Here is a 16,110-nt window from a genome sequence, read left to right on the forward strand (position 1 = left end):
GCCGCCCGCATCGAGGGTGCTCAGTAGATGTTGGCCTCCACCTGTGAGCCTTCCTCGCGGCCGGCGTTGATCTGCGCACGCAGCGAGATCTCGTCGTAGACACGGACCTCCTTGACGATGCGTCCCTCCTGGATCAGGAATTGCGAGACGCCGAGCACCGTGACCGGCTTTCCGGTGATCGGGCCGAAGGACGGGGTGCCGCGGTAGGTGCCGTGCATGGTCCACAGGACCGCCACGCGCAGGCCCGCGTAGCGCGGGGAGAAGTTCGTCTGGATGTCCCGGACCGCGAACCGTGCGTCGGGGAACGGGCCGACCATGGCGAGCAGATCGGCCTGGTAGCGCTCGGGCCGGATGACCGTCCGGTCGCCGATCGTGTGGAGGAACAGGTCACGGTCCATGTAGTCGTGGACCTTGTTCAGCTGACGCTGCGTCCACACCTCGTCGATGAACCGGAGCACCATCTCGCACTCGGGGCGGAACTCGTCCGGACGCTCACCGCTGACCCCGTTGACCAGCACGTCCTGCGGCGGCTCGTCGAGCATCGAGCCGCTGTACCCCTGGAAGGTCAGCTCACGGGCCGCCTCGGCCGGGTCCTGGCCGCGCTGCAGACAGTCGGCGAGGTCGTCGCGCACGACCCACTCCTCCACCATCCGGCCGCGCCTGTAGAGGCAGTTGGCCACGGTGCGCTTGCGGATGCGGATGTTGCGGCCGTCCACGAGGTGCTCGTCGGCGGAGAAGACCAGGTGTGAGCTGAGGAACGCGTCGTCGCCACGCGCCTCCCACACCACGTCCTCGGCCTGGCCGATGTGGCCCGGCGTGCTGCCCATGCGGATCGTGCTGCCCTCGATGACGCCGTCGCGTCCGACGACGGTGCCGAGGCTGGCGTGCACGATCGAGTCGGGCTCGTAGTTGTCGACGATGTGCGCGATGTCGCGGTCGACCCAGATGCGGTCGGTCACCTCGCGGATGAAGTCGTCCGGGTCCTTGTAAGGGAGGTACGCGACAGGGTCCAGGGCCATGGTGCTTTCCGTTTCGGTGATGTGGTGCGTGTGTGAATGCGTATGCATATGGCTGGTTGTGAGGGTAGCCGGGGGCAACTACCGCCCGGCAGGCCTAGCGGGCGAACTTGTCCGCGCCGAGCTGACTCCGGTACGTCTCCGTCATGAAGGCGCTCACGACGGCCAGCGCCAGGAGCGCGCCCACCGCCAGGTAGGCCCAGACGGCATAGATGGTGTCGAAGGTGCTGACCAGCAGGGTCGCGACGAACGGCGTGGTGCCCATGAAGATGGAGAACGAGCTGTTGTACGCGATGGCGCTGGCGCTGAACCGGGTGCGGGTGGTGAACAGTTCGGCCGCGCAGACGGTCACGATGCCCGTGAGGAAGAACTCCGGCACGAGGTAGATGAGCTGGCTGGCCACGGCCGTCCCGAAGGTGCCGTGCTCGCCGACCATGAAGGCGACCGGGACCAGCACGATGCAGGCGATGGCGCCGGTGACCAGCATCGGCTTGCGCCCGATACGGTCCGACAGGATGCCGGCCAACGGCAGCATCGGGATGAGGACGGCGATGGAGATGGCGTTGGAGGTGAGGGCCATCCACCGCGGCAGGCCCAGTGTGTCGGTCAGGTACTGGGGATAGAAGGTGACCCAGGTGTAGGACAGGATCGCGAGCATGATCGATATCCCGCAGAAGACCAGGATCGGCCGCCACTGCGAGCGCAGCGCCTCACGGATCGGGTCCTTGACGACGTCCGTCCCCTCGCTGGTCGCGCGGATGAACTCCGGCGTCTCCTCGATGTGACGGCGCAGCCACACCCCGACCAGGCTGAGCGGGATCGCCAGCAGGAAGGGGATCCGCCAGCCGTACGAGTCGAGGGCCTCGCCCTCGAACACCCAGCTGGTCAGGGCCGCCGTGCCGGCGCCGGCGAGGGTACCGACGAAGCAGCTGTTGGAGGCGTACGACGTGTAGTAGGCGCGCCGGTTGGGCTCCGCCCACTCCACGATGAACGCGACGGCCCCGACGTACTCGCCGCCGGAGACGGAGCCCTGGACGACGCGCAGCAGCAGGAGCAGCACCGGAGCGCCGACGCCGATCTGCTGGTAGGTGGGCAGCGCGCCGATCAGGGCGGTGGCCACGCCCATGGCGACGATGGTCCACAGCAGGGTCTTCTTGCGGCCCACCCGGTCGCCCCAGCGGCCCACGAGGGTGCCGCCGAGCGGGCGGAACAGGCAGGCGACGGCGATGATCGCGTACGTGCTCAGGACCGCCACGGTCCTGTCGCTCTCGGGGAAGAACGCCGGAGCCATGATCGGCGCCATGTAGCCGTACAGGCCGTAGTCGAACTGTTCGACGAAATTACCTATGCTTCCCGCGCCGATCGCTCGGCGCACCGCCTTCCGCCTGTTCGGGTCGGCCTGGGGGGAGGTGACGGCTGGGCCGGGTGGCGCCGTGGCGGACATGGCTGCTCCGATCACGCGAGGATTGGGGGTGCATACGTATGAATCAGATGAACTGGTCGAGAACACTCAGGACCCGGGTCCGGGGCGTCAAGAGTGTGCCGGGAGTGGGCCGGAGGCCCCGGAAAGCGGCAGCCGGGAGCCCGGCGGGGCGGTGCGCACAAAGGCGAGCCGCCCAGCCGCAGGCAGGGTCCTCGGCTGTCCCGGAACCGGTCAGGCAGGGGCGTCGGCCGCGTCCGTCGTGCCGGGCCCGGCCAGGGCGCGCATGGTGTCCATGAGGACATGGGCCATGTTGTAGAGGACGAGCTGCGCCCCTTGGCGCTCGGCGGTCCGGCCGGCGTCGAGGCTCGGCACGATCGTCATCACCGCGCGCTTGTGGGCCCGCGCCGCGTCGTGTGCCCGCGCGGTCAGCCCCTCGACGACGCCGGCCCCCGGGAAGCCACAGTCCACGGCCAGATCGGCGGGGCCCACCAGGACCGCGTCCACCCCCTCGGTGCCGAGGATCGCCTCGGCGTCCTCGCAGGCGCGCCGGGTCTCGACCATCGCCACGACCAGGGTCTCGCGGGACGCGGCCACATGGTCGGCCGCCGTGACCGTGCCGAACCGGCCCGCTCTGCTGTAGGTGGCGAAGCCTCGCTCTCCCCACGGCGCGTAGTGGCTGGCCGCCACCGCCCGCGCCGCGTCCTCGTGGCTGTCCACATGAGGGAAGATCAGCCCGGCCGCACCCAGGTCAAGGCAGCGCAGCGCGAGCGCCGGCTCGGCCGAACCGACGCGTACGAGGACATCGGTCCCCTGCGCGGCAGCGGCCGTGAGGTGCTGCTGGAGGAGGGCGGTGTCGGCGGGGCCGTGCTCGCAGTCGATGACGACGTAGTCAAATCCCGCGACACCCGCCATCTCCACCAGCGTCTCCGAGGGGAGCCGCAGCAGGGCGCCCCGCAGCTGCTCGCCGTCCGCCAGCCTCTGCTTGAGGCTGCGGCGCGGTGTGCGGTGCGCGGTCACCGGGCCACCATCCCCGCGGAGAGGTCGATGTCGGCCCCGCACAGTCCGCGCATGCGCAGCATCGCGGTGACGGCCTCGCCCACCTCGGCCTCCGTGACCATCCGCCCCAGGGCGGAGCGTCCGACGAACTCCTGCTCGGCCTGGGCGTAGGTGCTCCCGGTGCGCTCCGCCTCCAGACGGAAGTTGCGTTCCATGCGGGGACCCGAGACGGGCCCGGGGGAGAGCGAGTTGACCGTGACACCCAGCGGTCCGACCTCGCCGGCGAGCGTGGTCGTGAGGCCGATGACCGCCATCTTCGAGGCGCAGTACGGGGTACGCCGAAGCAGCGGGCGCTTGCCCGACACCGAGGCGATGTTGATGACGTCGCCCGCACCCCGCGCGGTCATGGCGGGAAGGAAGGCCCGGCACATCAGGAACACCCCGCGCACGTTCACGTCGAAGACCTCGTCCCACTCCTGCGGGGTGATCTCGGTCAGCGGGGCGACCGGGCCCGCGATCCCGGCGTTGTTGACCAGGATCGATATCTCCTCACCGGCCAGCCCCCGGGCGAGCTCCTCGACGTCGTCAGGGCGGGAGACGTCGCAGACGCGGTACGAGACCTGCGGGCCGAAGTGCGCCGCGGTCTCCTTGAGCGCGGCCTCGTTGCGGCCCGTGATCACCACATGGGCGCCGTCGGCGAGCAGCGCCCCGGCCACGGCCCGGCCGAGGCCGCTGCCGCCGCCGGTGACGAGAGCGGTGCGACCGGCCAGCGGTGCGGTGCGGCCGCTCATGCGGCACCCTCCTCGTTCCACGGCAGGGTGCCCTTGCCGTACTTGGCGGCGCGGACGTCTCCGGAGCGGGCATGGCCCTCGAAGAGCTCGACGCGCGCGGCCCGGCCGCACACCTCGCCGAGCAGTGCGGACGACGCGGTGTCGGTGACCTCCTGGTACGTCACCGTCTTGAGGTACTTGCCGACCCACAGGCCACCCGTGTAGCGGGCGGCGCCACGGGTGGGCAGGACGTGGTTGGTGCCGATGACCTTGTCGCCGTAGGAGACGCAGGTGCCCTCACCGAGGAAGAGCGCACCGTAGTCGCGCATCTTCTCCAGTGCCTGGCGGGGGTTCTCGGTCAGCACCTCGACGTGCTCGCTGGCGTAGGAGTCGGCGATCCGGAAGGCCTCGTCGAGGGTCTCGGCCACCACGATCTCGCCGTGGTCGCGCCAGGCGGGTTCGGCGAAGTCCTTCGTGGGCATGCCCGGCAGCAGGCGCTCGATGTGCCGCTCGACCTCGCGGCCCAACTCCTCGGAGGTCGTGACCAGCACGGCGGGGGAGTCCGGGCCGTGCTCCGCCTGCGACAGCAGGTCGACGGCCACGACGAACGGGTCCGCGTTCTCGTCTGCGATCACCAGGATCTCGGTCGGACCGGCGAACAGGTCGATGCCGACCTCGCCGAACAGCTGCCGCTTGGCCTCCGCCACGTACGCGTTGCCCGGTCCCGCGAGCATCGGGACGCGGCCGATGGTCTCGGTGCCCACGGCCAGCGCGGCGACGGCCTGGACACCACCCAGCAGGTAGATCTCGTCGGCGCCCGCGAGGTGCATCGCGGCGACCGTCGCGGCGGGGATCTCGCCCCGGATGGGCGGTGTGCAGGCGGCGACGCGGGGCACGCCCGCCACCTTGGCGGTCACGATCGTCATATGGGCCGACGCCGTCAGCGGGTAGCGCCCGCCGGGCACGTACGCGCCGGCGGCGGCCACGGGCACGTGCCGGTGCCCGAGGCGGACGCCGGGCAGCGTCTCGATCTCGACGTCGGCCAGCGAGTCACGCTGGGCCTGCGCGAACGTACGTACCTGCTGCTGTACGAAGCGGATGTCGTCCAGGACCGTGCCGGGCACCTGGGACACGATCCGCCGGACCTCGTCGGCGCTCAGGCGGAACGACTCGGGGCTCCACTTGTCGAACTGCTCGGAGTACTCACGGACCGCGTCGTCACCGCGACGGCGGATGTCGTCGAGGATGGCGTGGACGCGCTCGGCGACATCGGCCCGGGCCGCGCTCACCTGCGCGGCGGGGACGGGGGACTTGAGGTGTCGGGGCATGACGGCTCTCTTCCGGTGAGGATGAAGGGGGCGGGGGTGGTGCGTTCAGGGAGCGGCGGGCGCCGGTCCCGTACGGCCGGCGGCCGCGACGAGTGCGCGCAGTGCGGCCGTCACCGCCTCCGGCCGCTGCCACGGCAGCAGGTGTCCCGCCTCGGGCAGCAGGGTCAGGGCGGCTCCGGGGACCGCGTCCGCGATCGCCCGGTGGAAGGAGGGCGGGCACAGGGCGTCCCGCTCCCCGGCCAGTACGGCGGTGGGGCAGCGGGCCGTCCGCAGCGCGGGGGCCGCGTCCGTGCGGGTGGCCTGCGCGGCGAGCTGGGCGCGGGTGGCGGTGGCGCCCACCGCGTGCGCCATGGCGCGGTAGCGCCCGGCGGCCTCGGGCGTGGGGGTGCGGTCGGGGAACATGTCCGGCAGCGTCTGCTCGACGACGTCCGCGAACCGGCCGGCCGCGATCAGCTCGTCCATCGCCCGCCAGGCCGCGTACTGCTCGGGACGCGGCGGGCCGGCGTTGGTCGCCATCACGCACAGACCCGCGATCCGGCCGGGCGCCCGGCGCAGCGCCTCGAAGCCGGCGATGGCTCCCAGGCTGAGCCCGACCAGCACGAACGGACCCGCCACCGCGGCGAGCACGTCCTCGGCGAGCGCCCCGATGTCCCCGCGCCGCAGGGCGACGTGGTGGACGTGGTGGCCCTCGGGGAAGCCGACGTCGCGCCACAGGCTCGCGTCGCAGAGCATCCCGGGCACCACGACGAACGGCAGCGGACGGTCCGTGACCCCGTGTTCCACACCGGTCACCCCCTCGTGCTCCACGCCGGTCACCAGGAGCGCGCGGAGCGGGGCAGCAGGGCGTACGGGGCGACGTAACCGTTGTGGTCGATGCCCAGGCCCGCGTCCGCCGCGCTCTTGTGCACCTCCTCGTCCCACTCCAGACGGACCCGCCCGTCACCGGAGTTGACCACGAGGAGGTCGCCCTGCTCGTCGCCGACGTTGCGTACGGTGCGCCAGGCGCTCTGCGGGACGGAGAGCATGTCGCGGGGGCCGAGACGGACCGGCAGGGGGTCGGTGCGGTTGAGGGTGACCTCCCACAGGCCGTCCTTCACGATCAGGGTCTGGGTCTCGTGCTGGCGGTGCGCCGAGACGCCCTGCCCCGGGTCGGCGCGGAGCCAGGCGACGTTGTGCCCGTGCGGATTGAACACGCGGGGCTCCTGGTGCGGGTCCTCCGTCATGCCGTATCCGATGACGCAGCTCAGCCGGGCGCCGCCGCCGGGCAGGGTGCTGTCGAGGAAGGGGTGCTCGGAGAAGACCAGCTCGTCCGCGGCAGCGATGCGGCGCTTCATCTCGTCGGGGGTGTAGTGGCGCAGCCGGTCGATGTGCTCCTGCGCCATCGGGCTGACCAGCTCGGACTCCGGCGGGAGGGGGTCGCCGGCGACCGTGTCCACCAGCTGGTTGTCCGCGGAGAGGTACAGACCGTGCTTCCCGGCCTCCCGCAGGACCGAGGGGCCCCAGATGATGCCGCCGGTGTGGTCCATGCCCAGCACGGTGAACATCCAGCCGTCGTCCGGACCGGTGTTGGTGAAGCCGCGGAAGATCCAGGTGGGGATGGAGGCGATGTCGCCGGCCCTGAGGGTGAGTTCGCCCTCGGTGCCGTCGGCGCCCCAGCGCAGCAGGTACTCGCCCTCGGTGCAGACGAACACCTCGGCGGTGTAGTGCAGATGGAGGTTGTTGGTGATGCCGTGCGGCATCGCGGCGGCACCGATGTTGTAGCCGTGCGGCAGCCGTAGGTTGACGTGCTGACCGGCGGCCTGCGAGACGCCCGGCCCGATCATCGCGTAGTTCTCCTTGCGGTCCGACCCGGGCGTACGGCAGTCGATGAACGCCTGGTTGCAGGAGACGAAGTCGCTGCGCCGGACCGTGCGGCGGGCCAGCTCGCTGGGTGATACGACGACATCGGGCATGACTGCCATGATTGCTTGCTCCTCGCGTGTGAATACGTATGCATTCCATGACAGGCGCCGTTGCGGTGGATGTCAAGGGGGAGGGGTGAGGTAATTGTCGGTGCGGGCTTTTCCGGACGCGCCGCGACGCCCCGGGCGGCGGGATGCGGGGCGTGTGTACGGCATACGTATACTGGACCGGAGGCGCGGTCGGGCGGCTCCGGGTGGCGACGAGGAGAGAGCCGATGGGGATCACCAGTCACGACGTGGCCAAGCTGGCAGGTGTCTCGCAGCCCACGGTCTCCCGCGCGCTGCGCGACGACCCCCGTGTGTCCCGGGCCACCCGCGAGAAGGTCAGGCGGGCCGCCGAGGCGCTGAACTACGTGCCGAGCGAGGCCGGGCGCACGCTGTCCACGAGCGCCACCCGGCGGGTGGGCGTCATCGTCACCGATCTGACGAACCCGTTCTACCCGCATGTCATCGCCCCCCTCCACGACGAACTGAGCAGCCTCGGCTACCGGATGATGCTGATCACCGAGCGGTCCGACGAGGCGGTCGCCGAGGAGAAGCTGCTCGACCAGTCGATGGACGGCGTCGTCCTCGCCACCGCCACCACGGACTCCCGGCTGCCGGCCCAGCTCGACCGGCGGGGCATGCCGTACGTCTTCCTCAACCGCGACACCGGACGCAGCGACGACTTCGCCTCCGTCGTCGACAACGAAGGCGGCGGACGGCTCGTCGCGCGGGAGCTCGCGGCCCTGGGGCACCGGCGTGTCGCCGGGATCTTCGGTTCCGCCAACACCACGACGGGGCGCGAGCGCGAGATGGGCTTCCGGCTGGCCCTCGCCGAGGCGGGCGTAGGGCTTCCGGAGAGCCGGGTGGTGCGCGGGGCCTTCGAGTACGAGACCGGCTACAGCGCGCTGCCCGCCCTCCTCGATGCGGACGAGCCGCCCACAGCGGTCTTCTGCGGCAACGACGTCGTCGCCATCGGTGTCCTGAACGCCGCGCTCGCGGCGGGCGTCAGGGTCCCCGAGGACCTCACCGTCATCGGCTTCGACGACCTCCCGATGGCGGCTTGGGAGGTGTTCCGGCTCACCACCGTCCGGCACGATCTGCGGGAGCTGTCGCGTCAGGCGGCGCGGCTGCTGGTGCGGCGGATCGCCAAGGAGGTCGACCCGGCCGGTGAACGCCTTGTGCTGCCCACCGAGTTCGTCCCCCGCGCCACGCACGCCCGCGCCCGCTGAGCTCCGCGCCCGCCGACCCGCCCCGGCCCGGTCAGGCGGCCGGCTCCGGTGTCCGCACCGCGTCCCGGGTGCCGACTGCCGGGCCGTCGCCGCGGGCACCCGCCCGGCGCTGCCGCACCACCCCCACCGCGACGAGCGCGGCGGCGAGCCCCAGTGAGAGCCACAGCTCCAGCCGGTGGCCCGGCAGTACGGCCATGAGCACCAGCACCCCGGCGATGAAGGCGACCGTGGCGAGGGTGAGGTAGGGGAACCCCCACATCCGGACCTCGGCCGGCAGCCCGCCCTTGCGGCGCGTCGCGTACTGGGTGAGCGCGATGACCATGTACATCATCAGGGCGATCGCGCCGCTGGAGGCGATGAGGTACGAGAAGACGTCCGGCAGCAGATAGTTGGCGATCACCGCGGCGATCCCGATGACGGTGGAGGCCACGACCGCGTTGCTGGGCACCCCGTGCCGCGACGTACGCGCGAAGGCGGCGGGTGCGTCCCCCCGGCCGGCCAGCGAGAACATCATGCGGGACGCGGTGTAGACGGCGGAGTTGAGGCAGCTACTCACGGCGACGACGAGGACGACGTCCATGATCCACGCGGCGCCCGGGATGTTCATCCGGTCGAGGGCCGCCTGGTAGGAGCCGCCCGCCAGGTCGTCGGCGTTCCACGGCACGAGGCAGACAACGATGAGGATCGAGCCGATGTAGAAGAGGCCCAGCCGCCAGACCACGGCGCGGACGGCCTTCTTGATGTTCTTGCGCGGCTCCTCGGACTCGGCGGCGGCGATGGTGACGATCTCGCTGCCCTGGAAGCTGAACATCGCGGTGAGCAGGCCGGCGATGACGGCCATGGCGCCTTGCGGGGCGAAACCGCCGTGGCTCCAGAGGTTCGACACGCCGTGGGTGTCCGAGCCCGGCAGCACACCGAGCACGGCGAGCACACCCAGGACCAGGAACGCCACGATCGCGATGACTTTCAGAAGGGCGAACCAGTACTCGAACTCCCCGTAGTTGCGCACCGCGAGCAGATTGCTGCCCGCGAGGACGGCGATCACCAGGAGCGCCGGGATCCAGCTCGGGACCGAGGTCAGACCGGCGATCACCTCGCCCGCGGCGATGGCCTCGATGGGGATGACGAGGATGTAGAACCACCAGTACAGCCAGCCGATCGAGAAGCCCGCCCAGCGGCCCAGCGCGCGGTCGGCGTAGGTGGAGAAGGAGCCTGTGTCCGGCTGGGCGACGGCCATCTCGCCCAGCATCTGCATGACGAGCACCACGAGCGCGGCGGCCAGCAGGAACGAGATCAGGACGGCAGGCCCGGCGGCGGTCACGGCGGTGGACGAACCGACGAAGAGGCCGGCACCGATCACCCCGCCGATGGAGATCATGGTGATCTGGCGGCCCTTCAGGCCCTGGGTGAGAGCGGTGCCGCTCCCGCCTCCGGGAGGCGCGGACGGCGCGGACGGGCGATGTCGCATGGGGGACCTCGGGTGTGGGCGGAGTCAGGGGGAGCCGGTGCGGCCCGGGGCGCGGCCGAAGGGCGCGGTCGTACGGGCGCGCACCGGCGATCCCGTGCCGCCGCACGCGGAGCGGCGGCACGGGAGAGCGGTCAGAGCTGGTCGCGCAGGGCGGCCGGGATCTCGTCGAACGCGCCGGACGTCCGCCCGATCCGGTCGATGCGGAGCGTCGCCGTGGCGCCGTGGGCGGCCAGCCCCTCGAAGGCCGAGATGCGCTCGACGGCGGGGGCGAGGGAAGCGGTCCCCTCCTTCGAGGCACGCTGGTACGTCAGCGGCTTGAGGAAGCGGGAGACGGAGAGCCCCGCGTTGTAGCGGGCCGTCTTGCCCGTGGGCAGCACGTGGTTGGTGCCGGCGATGCCCTTGTCGGAGTACGCGACCGTCGACCACGACCCGATGAACAGCGATCCGTAGTTGGAGAGGTTCTCCAGGTAGTAGTCGTCGTCCTCGGTCTGGATCTCCAGGTGCTCCGGGGCGATGACGTCGGCGACGGCGACGGCGTCGGCCCGGTCGTCCACCACGACGACGGACCCGAAGTCACGCCACGCGGGGCCGGCGATGTCCCGGGTGACCAGGGACTCCAGCTGGCGGTCCATCTCCGCGATCACCGCGCGCCCCAGCTTCTCGGACGTGGTGATCAGCGCGGCGGGCGAGTTGGGTCCGTGCTCGGCCTGGCCCAGCAGGTCCGCCGCGACCCACTCGGGGTCGGCGCTGTCGTCGGCGATGACGGCGACCTCGGAGGGGCCGGCCAGCAGGTCGATGCCGACCCGGCCGAACAGCTGCCGCTTGGCCTCGGTGACGAACGCGTTGCCCGCGCCGACCAGCATGTCGACCGGCGCCTCGCCGAGCAGGCCGAAGGCCATCGCGCCGAGCGCCTGGACGCCGCCGAGCGCGAACACCCGGTCGGCGCGCGACAGGTAGGCGCCGTACAGGACGGCGGGGTGCGCGCCGTGCTCACCCGAGGGGGGAGTGCACGCCAGCACCGTGGGCACACCGGCGGTCTTCGCGACGTTCACCGTCATGAAGGCGCTGGCGAGCAGCGGGAAGCGGCCGGCCGGCAGGTACGCGCCGACCCGCGAGACGGGGACGTAGCGCTGGCCGCCGGCGACACCCGGGGCGACCTCGACCTCGAAGTCCGTCAGGTGCTCGCGCTGCGCGGAGGCGAACCGGTGGGTGCGCTCGTAGCCCATCTCCAGGGCGGTGCGGACGTCCGGGGGCAGGGCGTCCCCCGACTTCTTGAGCTCGGTGGCCCCGATCTCCACGTCGCCGGACCAGCCGTCCAGCTCCTGGGCGTAGGCGCGCACCGCGTCCATGCCCTTGTGCTCGATCTCCTTCAGCATCTGAGAGACCCGCTCGACCACCTTGGGGTCGCGCTGGGCGGGGGGACCGTCCACGGACGGCTTCTTGAGCCACTGGAACGGGGGGAGGGCCTGTGCTTCGTCGTGCGTGATCTGCATGGCAGGGACGCTAGACGCCACGCTGCCACAGGACCAGAGGGGCGATTCCTGTCCCATCCACAGGGTTTCCCTGACCCATGGGAGGCTCCGGCTCAGAGACCGAGGTCGGTACGGAGTTCGCGCAGGGTGTCCTCGGCCAGCCGGGCGAGCTCTCGGGTGGCCCGCGACAGCGGATGCCCCCGCCGCTTCACGAGGGCGATCGTGTCGTAGAGGGGGTCGGCGAACGAGGCGGTGTGCAGCCCCGGGGGGAACGCCGGACCGGCGACCACCGCCCGGCTGGCGATCGTGTCGCCCACCCCGGCCGCCACCAGGCCCAGCGCGGCCTCCACACGCTCCAGCTCGATGAGCGGATCGATGCCGACCCCGGCGAGCTGGGCCCGCTCCGCGAGCTGCCGCCGGGTGGGGTCCTGCCAGCCGTAATGGGCGTCGTAGAGAACCAGCGGGGCCCGGGCGAACGCCTCCATCGTCACCGGGACGCGGGTCCGTTCCTCGCTCGCGCTGATGTAGAACACCTCGTCGCGCAGGAGCGGGGTCACCACCAGCCCCTCGTCGTCGATCGGCAGGACCACGAGTCCCGCCTCGATCCGGCCCGCGGCCACGGCGGCCGCGGTCTCCGACGAGTTCTGCCCCACGAGCCTGACCCTGACCGACGGATACCGGGCGTGGAACATCTGGACGAGGTTGGACAGCAGGTAGTAGTCCGCGTTGCGGAGCACCCCGAACGTGGCGGTCCCGCCGCCCAGCGACCCCAGCGAGCGCACCGCCCGCGTCCCGCCCTCGGCGGCCTCCAGCGCCTGCTGGGCGTACGGCAGCAATTCCTGGCCGGCCGAGGTCAGGGTCAGGGTGCGGCTGCCCCGCGCGAACAGTTCGGCGTCGAGCTCCGTCTCCAGGCGCCGCACCAGTTCGGAGGCCGACGCCTGGGCGATGTCCATGGCCTGCGCCGCCGCGGTGAACGACCCGAGTCGCCCCGCCTCGACGAAGGCCCTCAGCTGGGTGAGGGTCATACGAATCTCCGCGTCCTGTGTTCGGTGGGCCGGTGGCCCTCGTTCTACCACGGAGCCACTGGGTCTCCCTGTGGATCGCGCTGGGTGATGGGATCTTGTCCTGCGGCAGACCTGATGATTGGCTCGTCAGCGCCCCGGACACCACGGGCCACCCCCCTGCGCGAAAGTTGCCCCCGATGACGGTCCCCCTGACGATCGGCCTCGTCCAGACGGCCGCGCTCCACCACACCGCCGACGACTCGGAGGCGTTCGCCGCCGACGTACGCCGTGTCGTCGAGGCGCACCCCGACGTACGCCTGCTCGCCTATCCGGAGCTGCATCTGTGCGGTCACGGGCCCGGCGAGGACCCCGGGACGGTCATGACCGAGGCGGCCGAGCCGCTGGACGGCCCCCGTGGCACCCGACTCGCCGCCCTCGCCCGCGAACTGGGCATCTGGCTCGTGCCCGGCAGCGTCTACGAACAGGGCGCGGACGGCCGGATCTACAACACCGCCCCCGTCTACTCGCCCTCCGGCGAACGGGTCGCCGAGTACCGCAAGATCTTCCCGTGGCGGCCGTACGAGACCACGGCGTCCGGCAGCAGTTTCGTGGTCTTCGACCTGGAAGGCCACGGACGCGTGGGCCTGACGATCTGCTACGACGCCTGGTTCCCCGAGACCACCCGCCACCTGGCCTGGCAGGGCGCCGACCTCGTGCTCAACCTGGTGCGCACCCCCACCGTCGACCGCGCCCAGGAGGTCGTGCTGGCACAGGCCAACGCGATCGTGAACCAGGTGTTCATGGCCAGCCTCAACGCGGCGTCGCCGGACGGCATCGGCCGCAGCGTCGTCGTGGACCCCGAGGGGCATACGCGCGCCGAGGCCGGGCCCGGTCCGGCGGAGGTCCTGACGGACGTGCTGGACCTCGCCGAGGCACGGAGGGTGCGCGCCCGGGGAACGGCGGGCCTCACCCGGGTGTGGGACCCGTTCACGGACGGTCAGCCCCCGCTCGAACTCCCCCTGTACGCGGGGACGATCGACCCGGAACGCTGGCGCCGCGAAGCCCGGCCGTGAGAACCGCCGCGCCCGATGAGGACACCCCCGGCCGGACGGCGTACCTCACCGGCCGGGGCTCCGTGCCTCAGCGGCCGGACGAAGAACCGGAGGACGCGGCCTCGGTCCGCAGCCAGACGGTGGTCCACGGCGGGAGCGCGTCACCGGTCAGCGGCGCGGAGGCGAGGAGGACCTCTCCCCGCGGCAGCCGCACGGGCTCGTCGGACAGATTGCTGACGGTCTGCCAGCCCCCGGTCCGCTCGAAGTGCAGCAGCCCCTGACGCACCGGCTCCCGCGGGTCCGCCCATACCAGCGTCTCGTCCGCGACCAGGGTGCGACGCAGTCGCAGAGCCTCCCGGTACAGCTCCAGGAAGGAGCCCTCGTCCCCGCGCTGCGCCTCCGCGGCGTAACGGCCCCAGCCGGAAGGCTGCGGCAGCCACGAGCCGCCCGAACCGAACCCGAAGCTGCTGCCGTCGGCGGTCCACGGCAGCGGGACCCGGCAGCCGTCGCGTCCCTTGACGCGTCCGCCGCTGCGTACCCACATCGGGTCCTGGAGGTCCGCGCGGTCCAGGTCGGCGACCTCGGGCAGGCCCAGCTCCTCGCCCTGGTAGACGTACGCGGAACCGGGCAGCGCCAGCATCAGCAGCGCGGCGGCCCGCGCCTTGCAGTCACCCGCAGCCAGGTCCGGGGCCGGCTCCCGGCCGTCGGTGAGCAGCCACGCCCAGATGTCGCGCTTGCCGTGGTCGCCGGGCAGGGCGTAGCGCGAGACATGACGTACGACGTCGTGGTTGGAGAGCACCCAGGTGCTCGTCGCACCGGCGTCGAGGGCGTCGGCGAGCGCGGTGTCGATGGTGGCGCGCATCTCGTCGGCGTCGAGCCGTGCGCCGAGGAAGTCGAAGTTGAACGCCTGGCCCAGCCCGTCGGCCGAGGCGTAGGCCATGCGCCGTGAGGTGCCCACCCAGGCCTCCGCGACGGCGAAGCGCGGCGGGTCGTACGTGTTGAACACCTGGCGCCAGCCACGGTAGACCCACAGCGGGTGACTGCCGTCGAGCGGCAGGGCGTCGGGCTGGTAGCTCTGCTGGTCACCGAGGTCGCGCAACGGTGCGCGCAGATCCTTGGCGAGGCCGTGGGCGACATCGACGCGCCGTACGAGGATCAGGGCGCGCCCAGTGGTGCCGGCGACACAACTGGTTCTGTGGGAGTGCGCGTAGGGCGAGGCTCGTACGTACTCGGCCAGTTGGTTGTCGTACCCCCGGTGTAGCGTCCAAGCGGAGTACAGGTTCATGCTCTGCGGTTGACCGGAGGCGCGCGGATGACGAGTACGACAGGCAAGCCCGTGGTGGTGGTGTCCAGGCGCATCAAGGCCCCGGCGGAGGACATCTTGCGGATCCTGGCCGACCCCGGGCGGCACCCGGACCTCGACGGCTCCGGGATGCTGCGTGGTGGCGTCTGCGACGCCGTGGTCTCGGGCGTGGGGGACGTCTTCGTGATGCGGATGCACTACGAGCGTTACGGCGACTACGAGATGAACAACCATGTCTTCGAGTACGAGCCGGACCGCCGCATCGGCTGGGAGCCGAGGCCCGGTCGCGGGCACCCGGACGCCACCGAGCAAGAGGCCGCGTGGGGCCATCGGTGGATCTTCGACCTGCTCGCGGACGGCGCCGGAGCGACGGTGGTGACTGAGATCTTCGACGGTTCGCGCATGCCGGAGGACAAGCGCGCGGAAGTGGACAGCGGGCGTGCCTGGTGGCAGACGCAAATGGTGAGCACCCTGGAACGCCTCGCCGAACTGAGCGCCGGCCGGTGAACGCCGAACTCGACGCCCTCAAGGGCGCCCTGGACCGCCAGCGCGAGCACGTCCTCGGGATCCTCGAAGGGCTCTCGGAGGAGGATCTGCGGCGGCCGGTGCTGCCCAGCGGCTGGAGCTGCCTGGCATTGCTGCGCCACCTCACCCTGGATGTCGAACGCTTCTGGTTCCCCGGGGTGATCGCGGGCGAACCGGACGTGGCCGGACAGCTCACGGCAGGGGCGGAGGCGCATTGGTACGTACCCGAGGGGATGAGCGCCGAGGAGGTCTTCGCCGACTATCGGGCGACCATCGCGCGCGCGGACGCCGTACTCGCTGCCGCCGCGCCCGAACAGAAGCCTGCTGCCTGGCCCATGGAGATCTGGCCGACCTGGCAGCTGCCTGACGTGCGACACATCCTGATCCACGTGCTCACTGAAGTTGCCTGCCACAGCGGTCACTTAGATGCGGTGCGCGAACTGATCGACGACACCACCTGGCTCGGCGGCAACCCCTACGCCGACATTGCGGACACGGCCTAGGGCCTGTTGCGAAAGTGCTGGGCACAGCCACTCGCTGTGGACTGCGACGGCCGCCTCATAGCGGATGGCGGTTGA

14 protein-coding genes and 1 pseudogene are annotated in these 16,110 nt (G+C 71.5%); 4 read left to right on the forward strand and 11 right to left on the reverse strand.

Annotated features, from left to right (window positions below):
- Window positions 1-20: 20 nt before the first annotated feature.
- The 7 genes from JKV81_RS13845 to JKV81_RS13875 all read right to left on the reverse strand — a co-directional run bounded on the left by JKV81_RS13845 (window position 21) and on the right by JKV81_RS13875 (window position 7,494).
- Window positions 21-1,019 carry a nuclear transport factor 2 family protein gene (locus tag JKV81_RS13845; RefSeq protein WP_202076121.1) on the reverse strand — a complete coding sequence of 333 codons (999 nt, stop codon included), beginning with the start codon at window positions 1,017-1,019 and terminating at the stop codon, window positions 21-23.
- Window positions 1,020-1,113: 94 nt separating this feature from the next.
- Window positions 1,114-2,475, reverse strand: a complete 1,362-nt coding sequence (locus JKV81_RS13850; protein WP_307820532.1) for an MFS transporter — start codon at window positions 2,473-2,475, stop codon at window positions 1,114-1,116.
- Window positions 2,476-2,670: 195 nt separating this feature from the next.
- Window positions 2,671-3,456, reverse strand: a complete 786-nt coding sequence (locus tag JKV81_RS13855; RefSeq protein WP_307820533.1) for an HpcH/HpaI aldolase family protein — start codon at window positions 3,454-3,456, stop codon at window positions 2,671-2,673.
- Entirely contained in the window at window positions 3,453-4,226 is a 774-nt protein-coding gene (locus JKV81_RS13860; protein WP_202076123.1) for an SDR family NAD(P)-dependent oxidoreductase, read from the reverse strand. Before JKV81_RS13860 ends, JKV81_RS13855 begins: the two co-directional genes overlap by 4 nt.
- Window positions 4,223-5,533, reverse strand: coding sequence for a histidinol dehydrogenase (gene hisD / locus JKV81_RS13865; protein ID WP_202076126.1), 1,311 nt, complete (start codon window positions 5,531-5,533; stop codon window positions 4,223-4,225). Before hisD (JKV81_RS13865) ends, JKV81_RS13860 begins: the two co-directional genes overlap by 4 nt.
- A 45-nt stretch (window positions 5,534-5,578) precedes the next feature.
- On the reverse strand, window positions 5,579-6,340 hold the full coding sequence (locus JKV81_RS13870) for an alpha/beta fold hydrolase (RefSeq protein ID WP_307820534.1): 762 nt from the start codon (window positions 6,338-6,340) through the stop codon (window positions 5,579-5,581).
- A gap of 5 nt (window positions 6,341-6,345) precedes the next feature.
- Window positions 6,346-7,494 carry a cupin domain-containing protein gene (locus JKV81_RS13875; RefSeq protein ID WP_236056568.1) on the reverse strand — a complete coding sequence of 383 codons (1,149 nt, stop codon included), beginning with the start codon at window positions 7,492-7,494 and terminating at the stop codon, window positions 6,346-6,348.
- Between the two features lie 134 nt (window positions 7,495-7,628).
- On the opposite strand from JKV81_RS13875, the gene JKV81_RS13880 reads away from it, so the two are divergent.
- Window positions 7,629-8,708: a LacI family DNA-binding transcriptional regulator gene (locus JKV81_RS13880; protein ID WP_268980725.1), complete on the forward strand. Its 1,080-nt coding sequence runs from the start codon at window positions 7,629-7,631 to the stop codon at window positions 8,706-8,708.
- A gap of 31 nt (window positions 8,709-8,739) precedes the next feature.
- Here the strand turns inward: JKV81_RS13880 and JKV81_RS13885 are convergent, their stop codons facing one another.
- From JKV81_RS13885 to JKV81_RS13895, 3 genes are all read right to left on the reverse strand, one after another.
- Window positions 8,740-10,176, reverse strand: a complete 1,437-nt coding sequence (locus JKV81_RS13885; protein ID WP_202076128.1) for an amino acid permease — start codon at window positions 10,174-10,176, stop codon at window positions 8,740-8,742.
- A gap of 131 nt (window positions 10,177-10,307) precedes the next feature.
- Window positions 10,308-11,669, reverse strand: coding sequence for a histidinol dehydrogenase (gene hisD, locus JKV81_RS13890; RefSeq protein WP_202076130.1), 1,362 nt, complete (start codon window positions 11,667-11,669; stop codon window positions 10,308-10,310).
- A 92-nt stretch (window positions 11,670-11,761) separates the two neighbouring features.
- Window positions 11,762-12,673 (reverse strand): LysR family transcriptional regulator, encoded by a 912-nt coding sequence (locus JKV81_RS13895; protein WP_129260014.1) that lies wholly within the window; start codon window positions 12,671-12,673, stop codon window positions 11,762-11,764.
- A gap of 176 nt (window positions 12,674-12,849) precedes the next feature.
- Here JKV81_RS13895 and JKV81_RS13900 point away from each other — a divergent pair, with 176 nt between their 5' ends.
- On the forward strand, window positions 12,850-13,725 hold the full coding sequence (locus JKV81_RS13900; protein ID WP_202076131.1) for a carbon-nitrogen hydrolase family protein: 876 nt from the start codon (window positions 12,850-12,852) through the stop codon (window positions 13,723-13,725).
- A 67-nt stretch (window positions 13,726-13,792) separates the two neighbouring features.
- Here the strand turns inward: JKV81_RS13900 and JKV81_RS13905 are convergent.
- Window positions 13,793-14,848, reverse strand: a pseudogene (locus tag JKV81_RS13905) (alpha-amylase family glycosyl hydrolase); the annotation flags it as partial.
- Window positions 14,849-15,016: 168 nt separating this feature from the next.
- On the opposite strand from JKV81_RS13905, the gene JKV81_RS36250 reads away from it, so the two are divergent.
- Both JKV81_RS36250 and JKV81_RS13910 read left to right on the forward strand, forming a co-directional pair.
- The gene (locus JKV81_RS36250) at window positions 15,017-15,514 is read left to right on the forward strand and encodes an SRPBCC family protein (RefSeq protein ID WP_129260017.1); all 498 of its coding nucleotides are present in this window, start codon (window positions 15,017-15,019) and stop codon (window positions 15,512-15,514) included.
- Window positions 15,511-16,035 (forward strand): DinB family protein, encoded by a 525-nt coding sequence (locus JKV81_RS13910; protein ID WP_129260018.1) that lies wholly within the window; start codon window positions 15,511-15,513, stop codon window positions 16,033-16,035. Before JKV81_RS36250 ends, JKV81_RS13910 begins: the two co-directional genes overlap by 4 nt.
- Window positions 16,036-16,110: the final 75 nt, after the last annotated feature.

The organism is Streptomyces silvae, assembly GCF_016745505.1.
Lineage (GTDB): Bacteria > Actinomycetota > Actinomycetes > Streptomycetales > Streptomycetaceae > Streptomyces > Streptomyces silvae.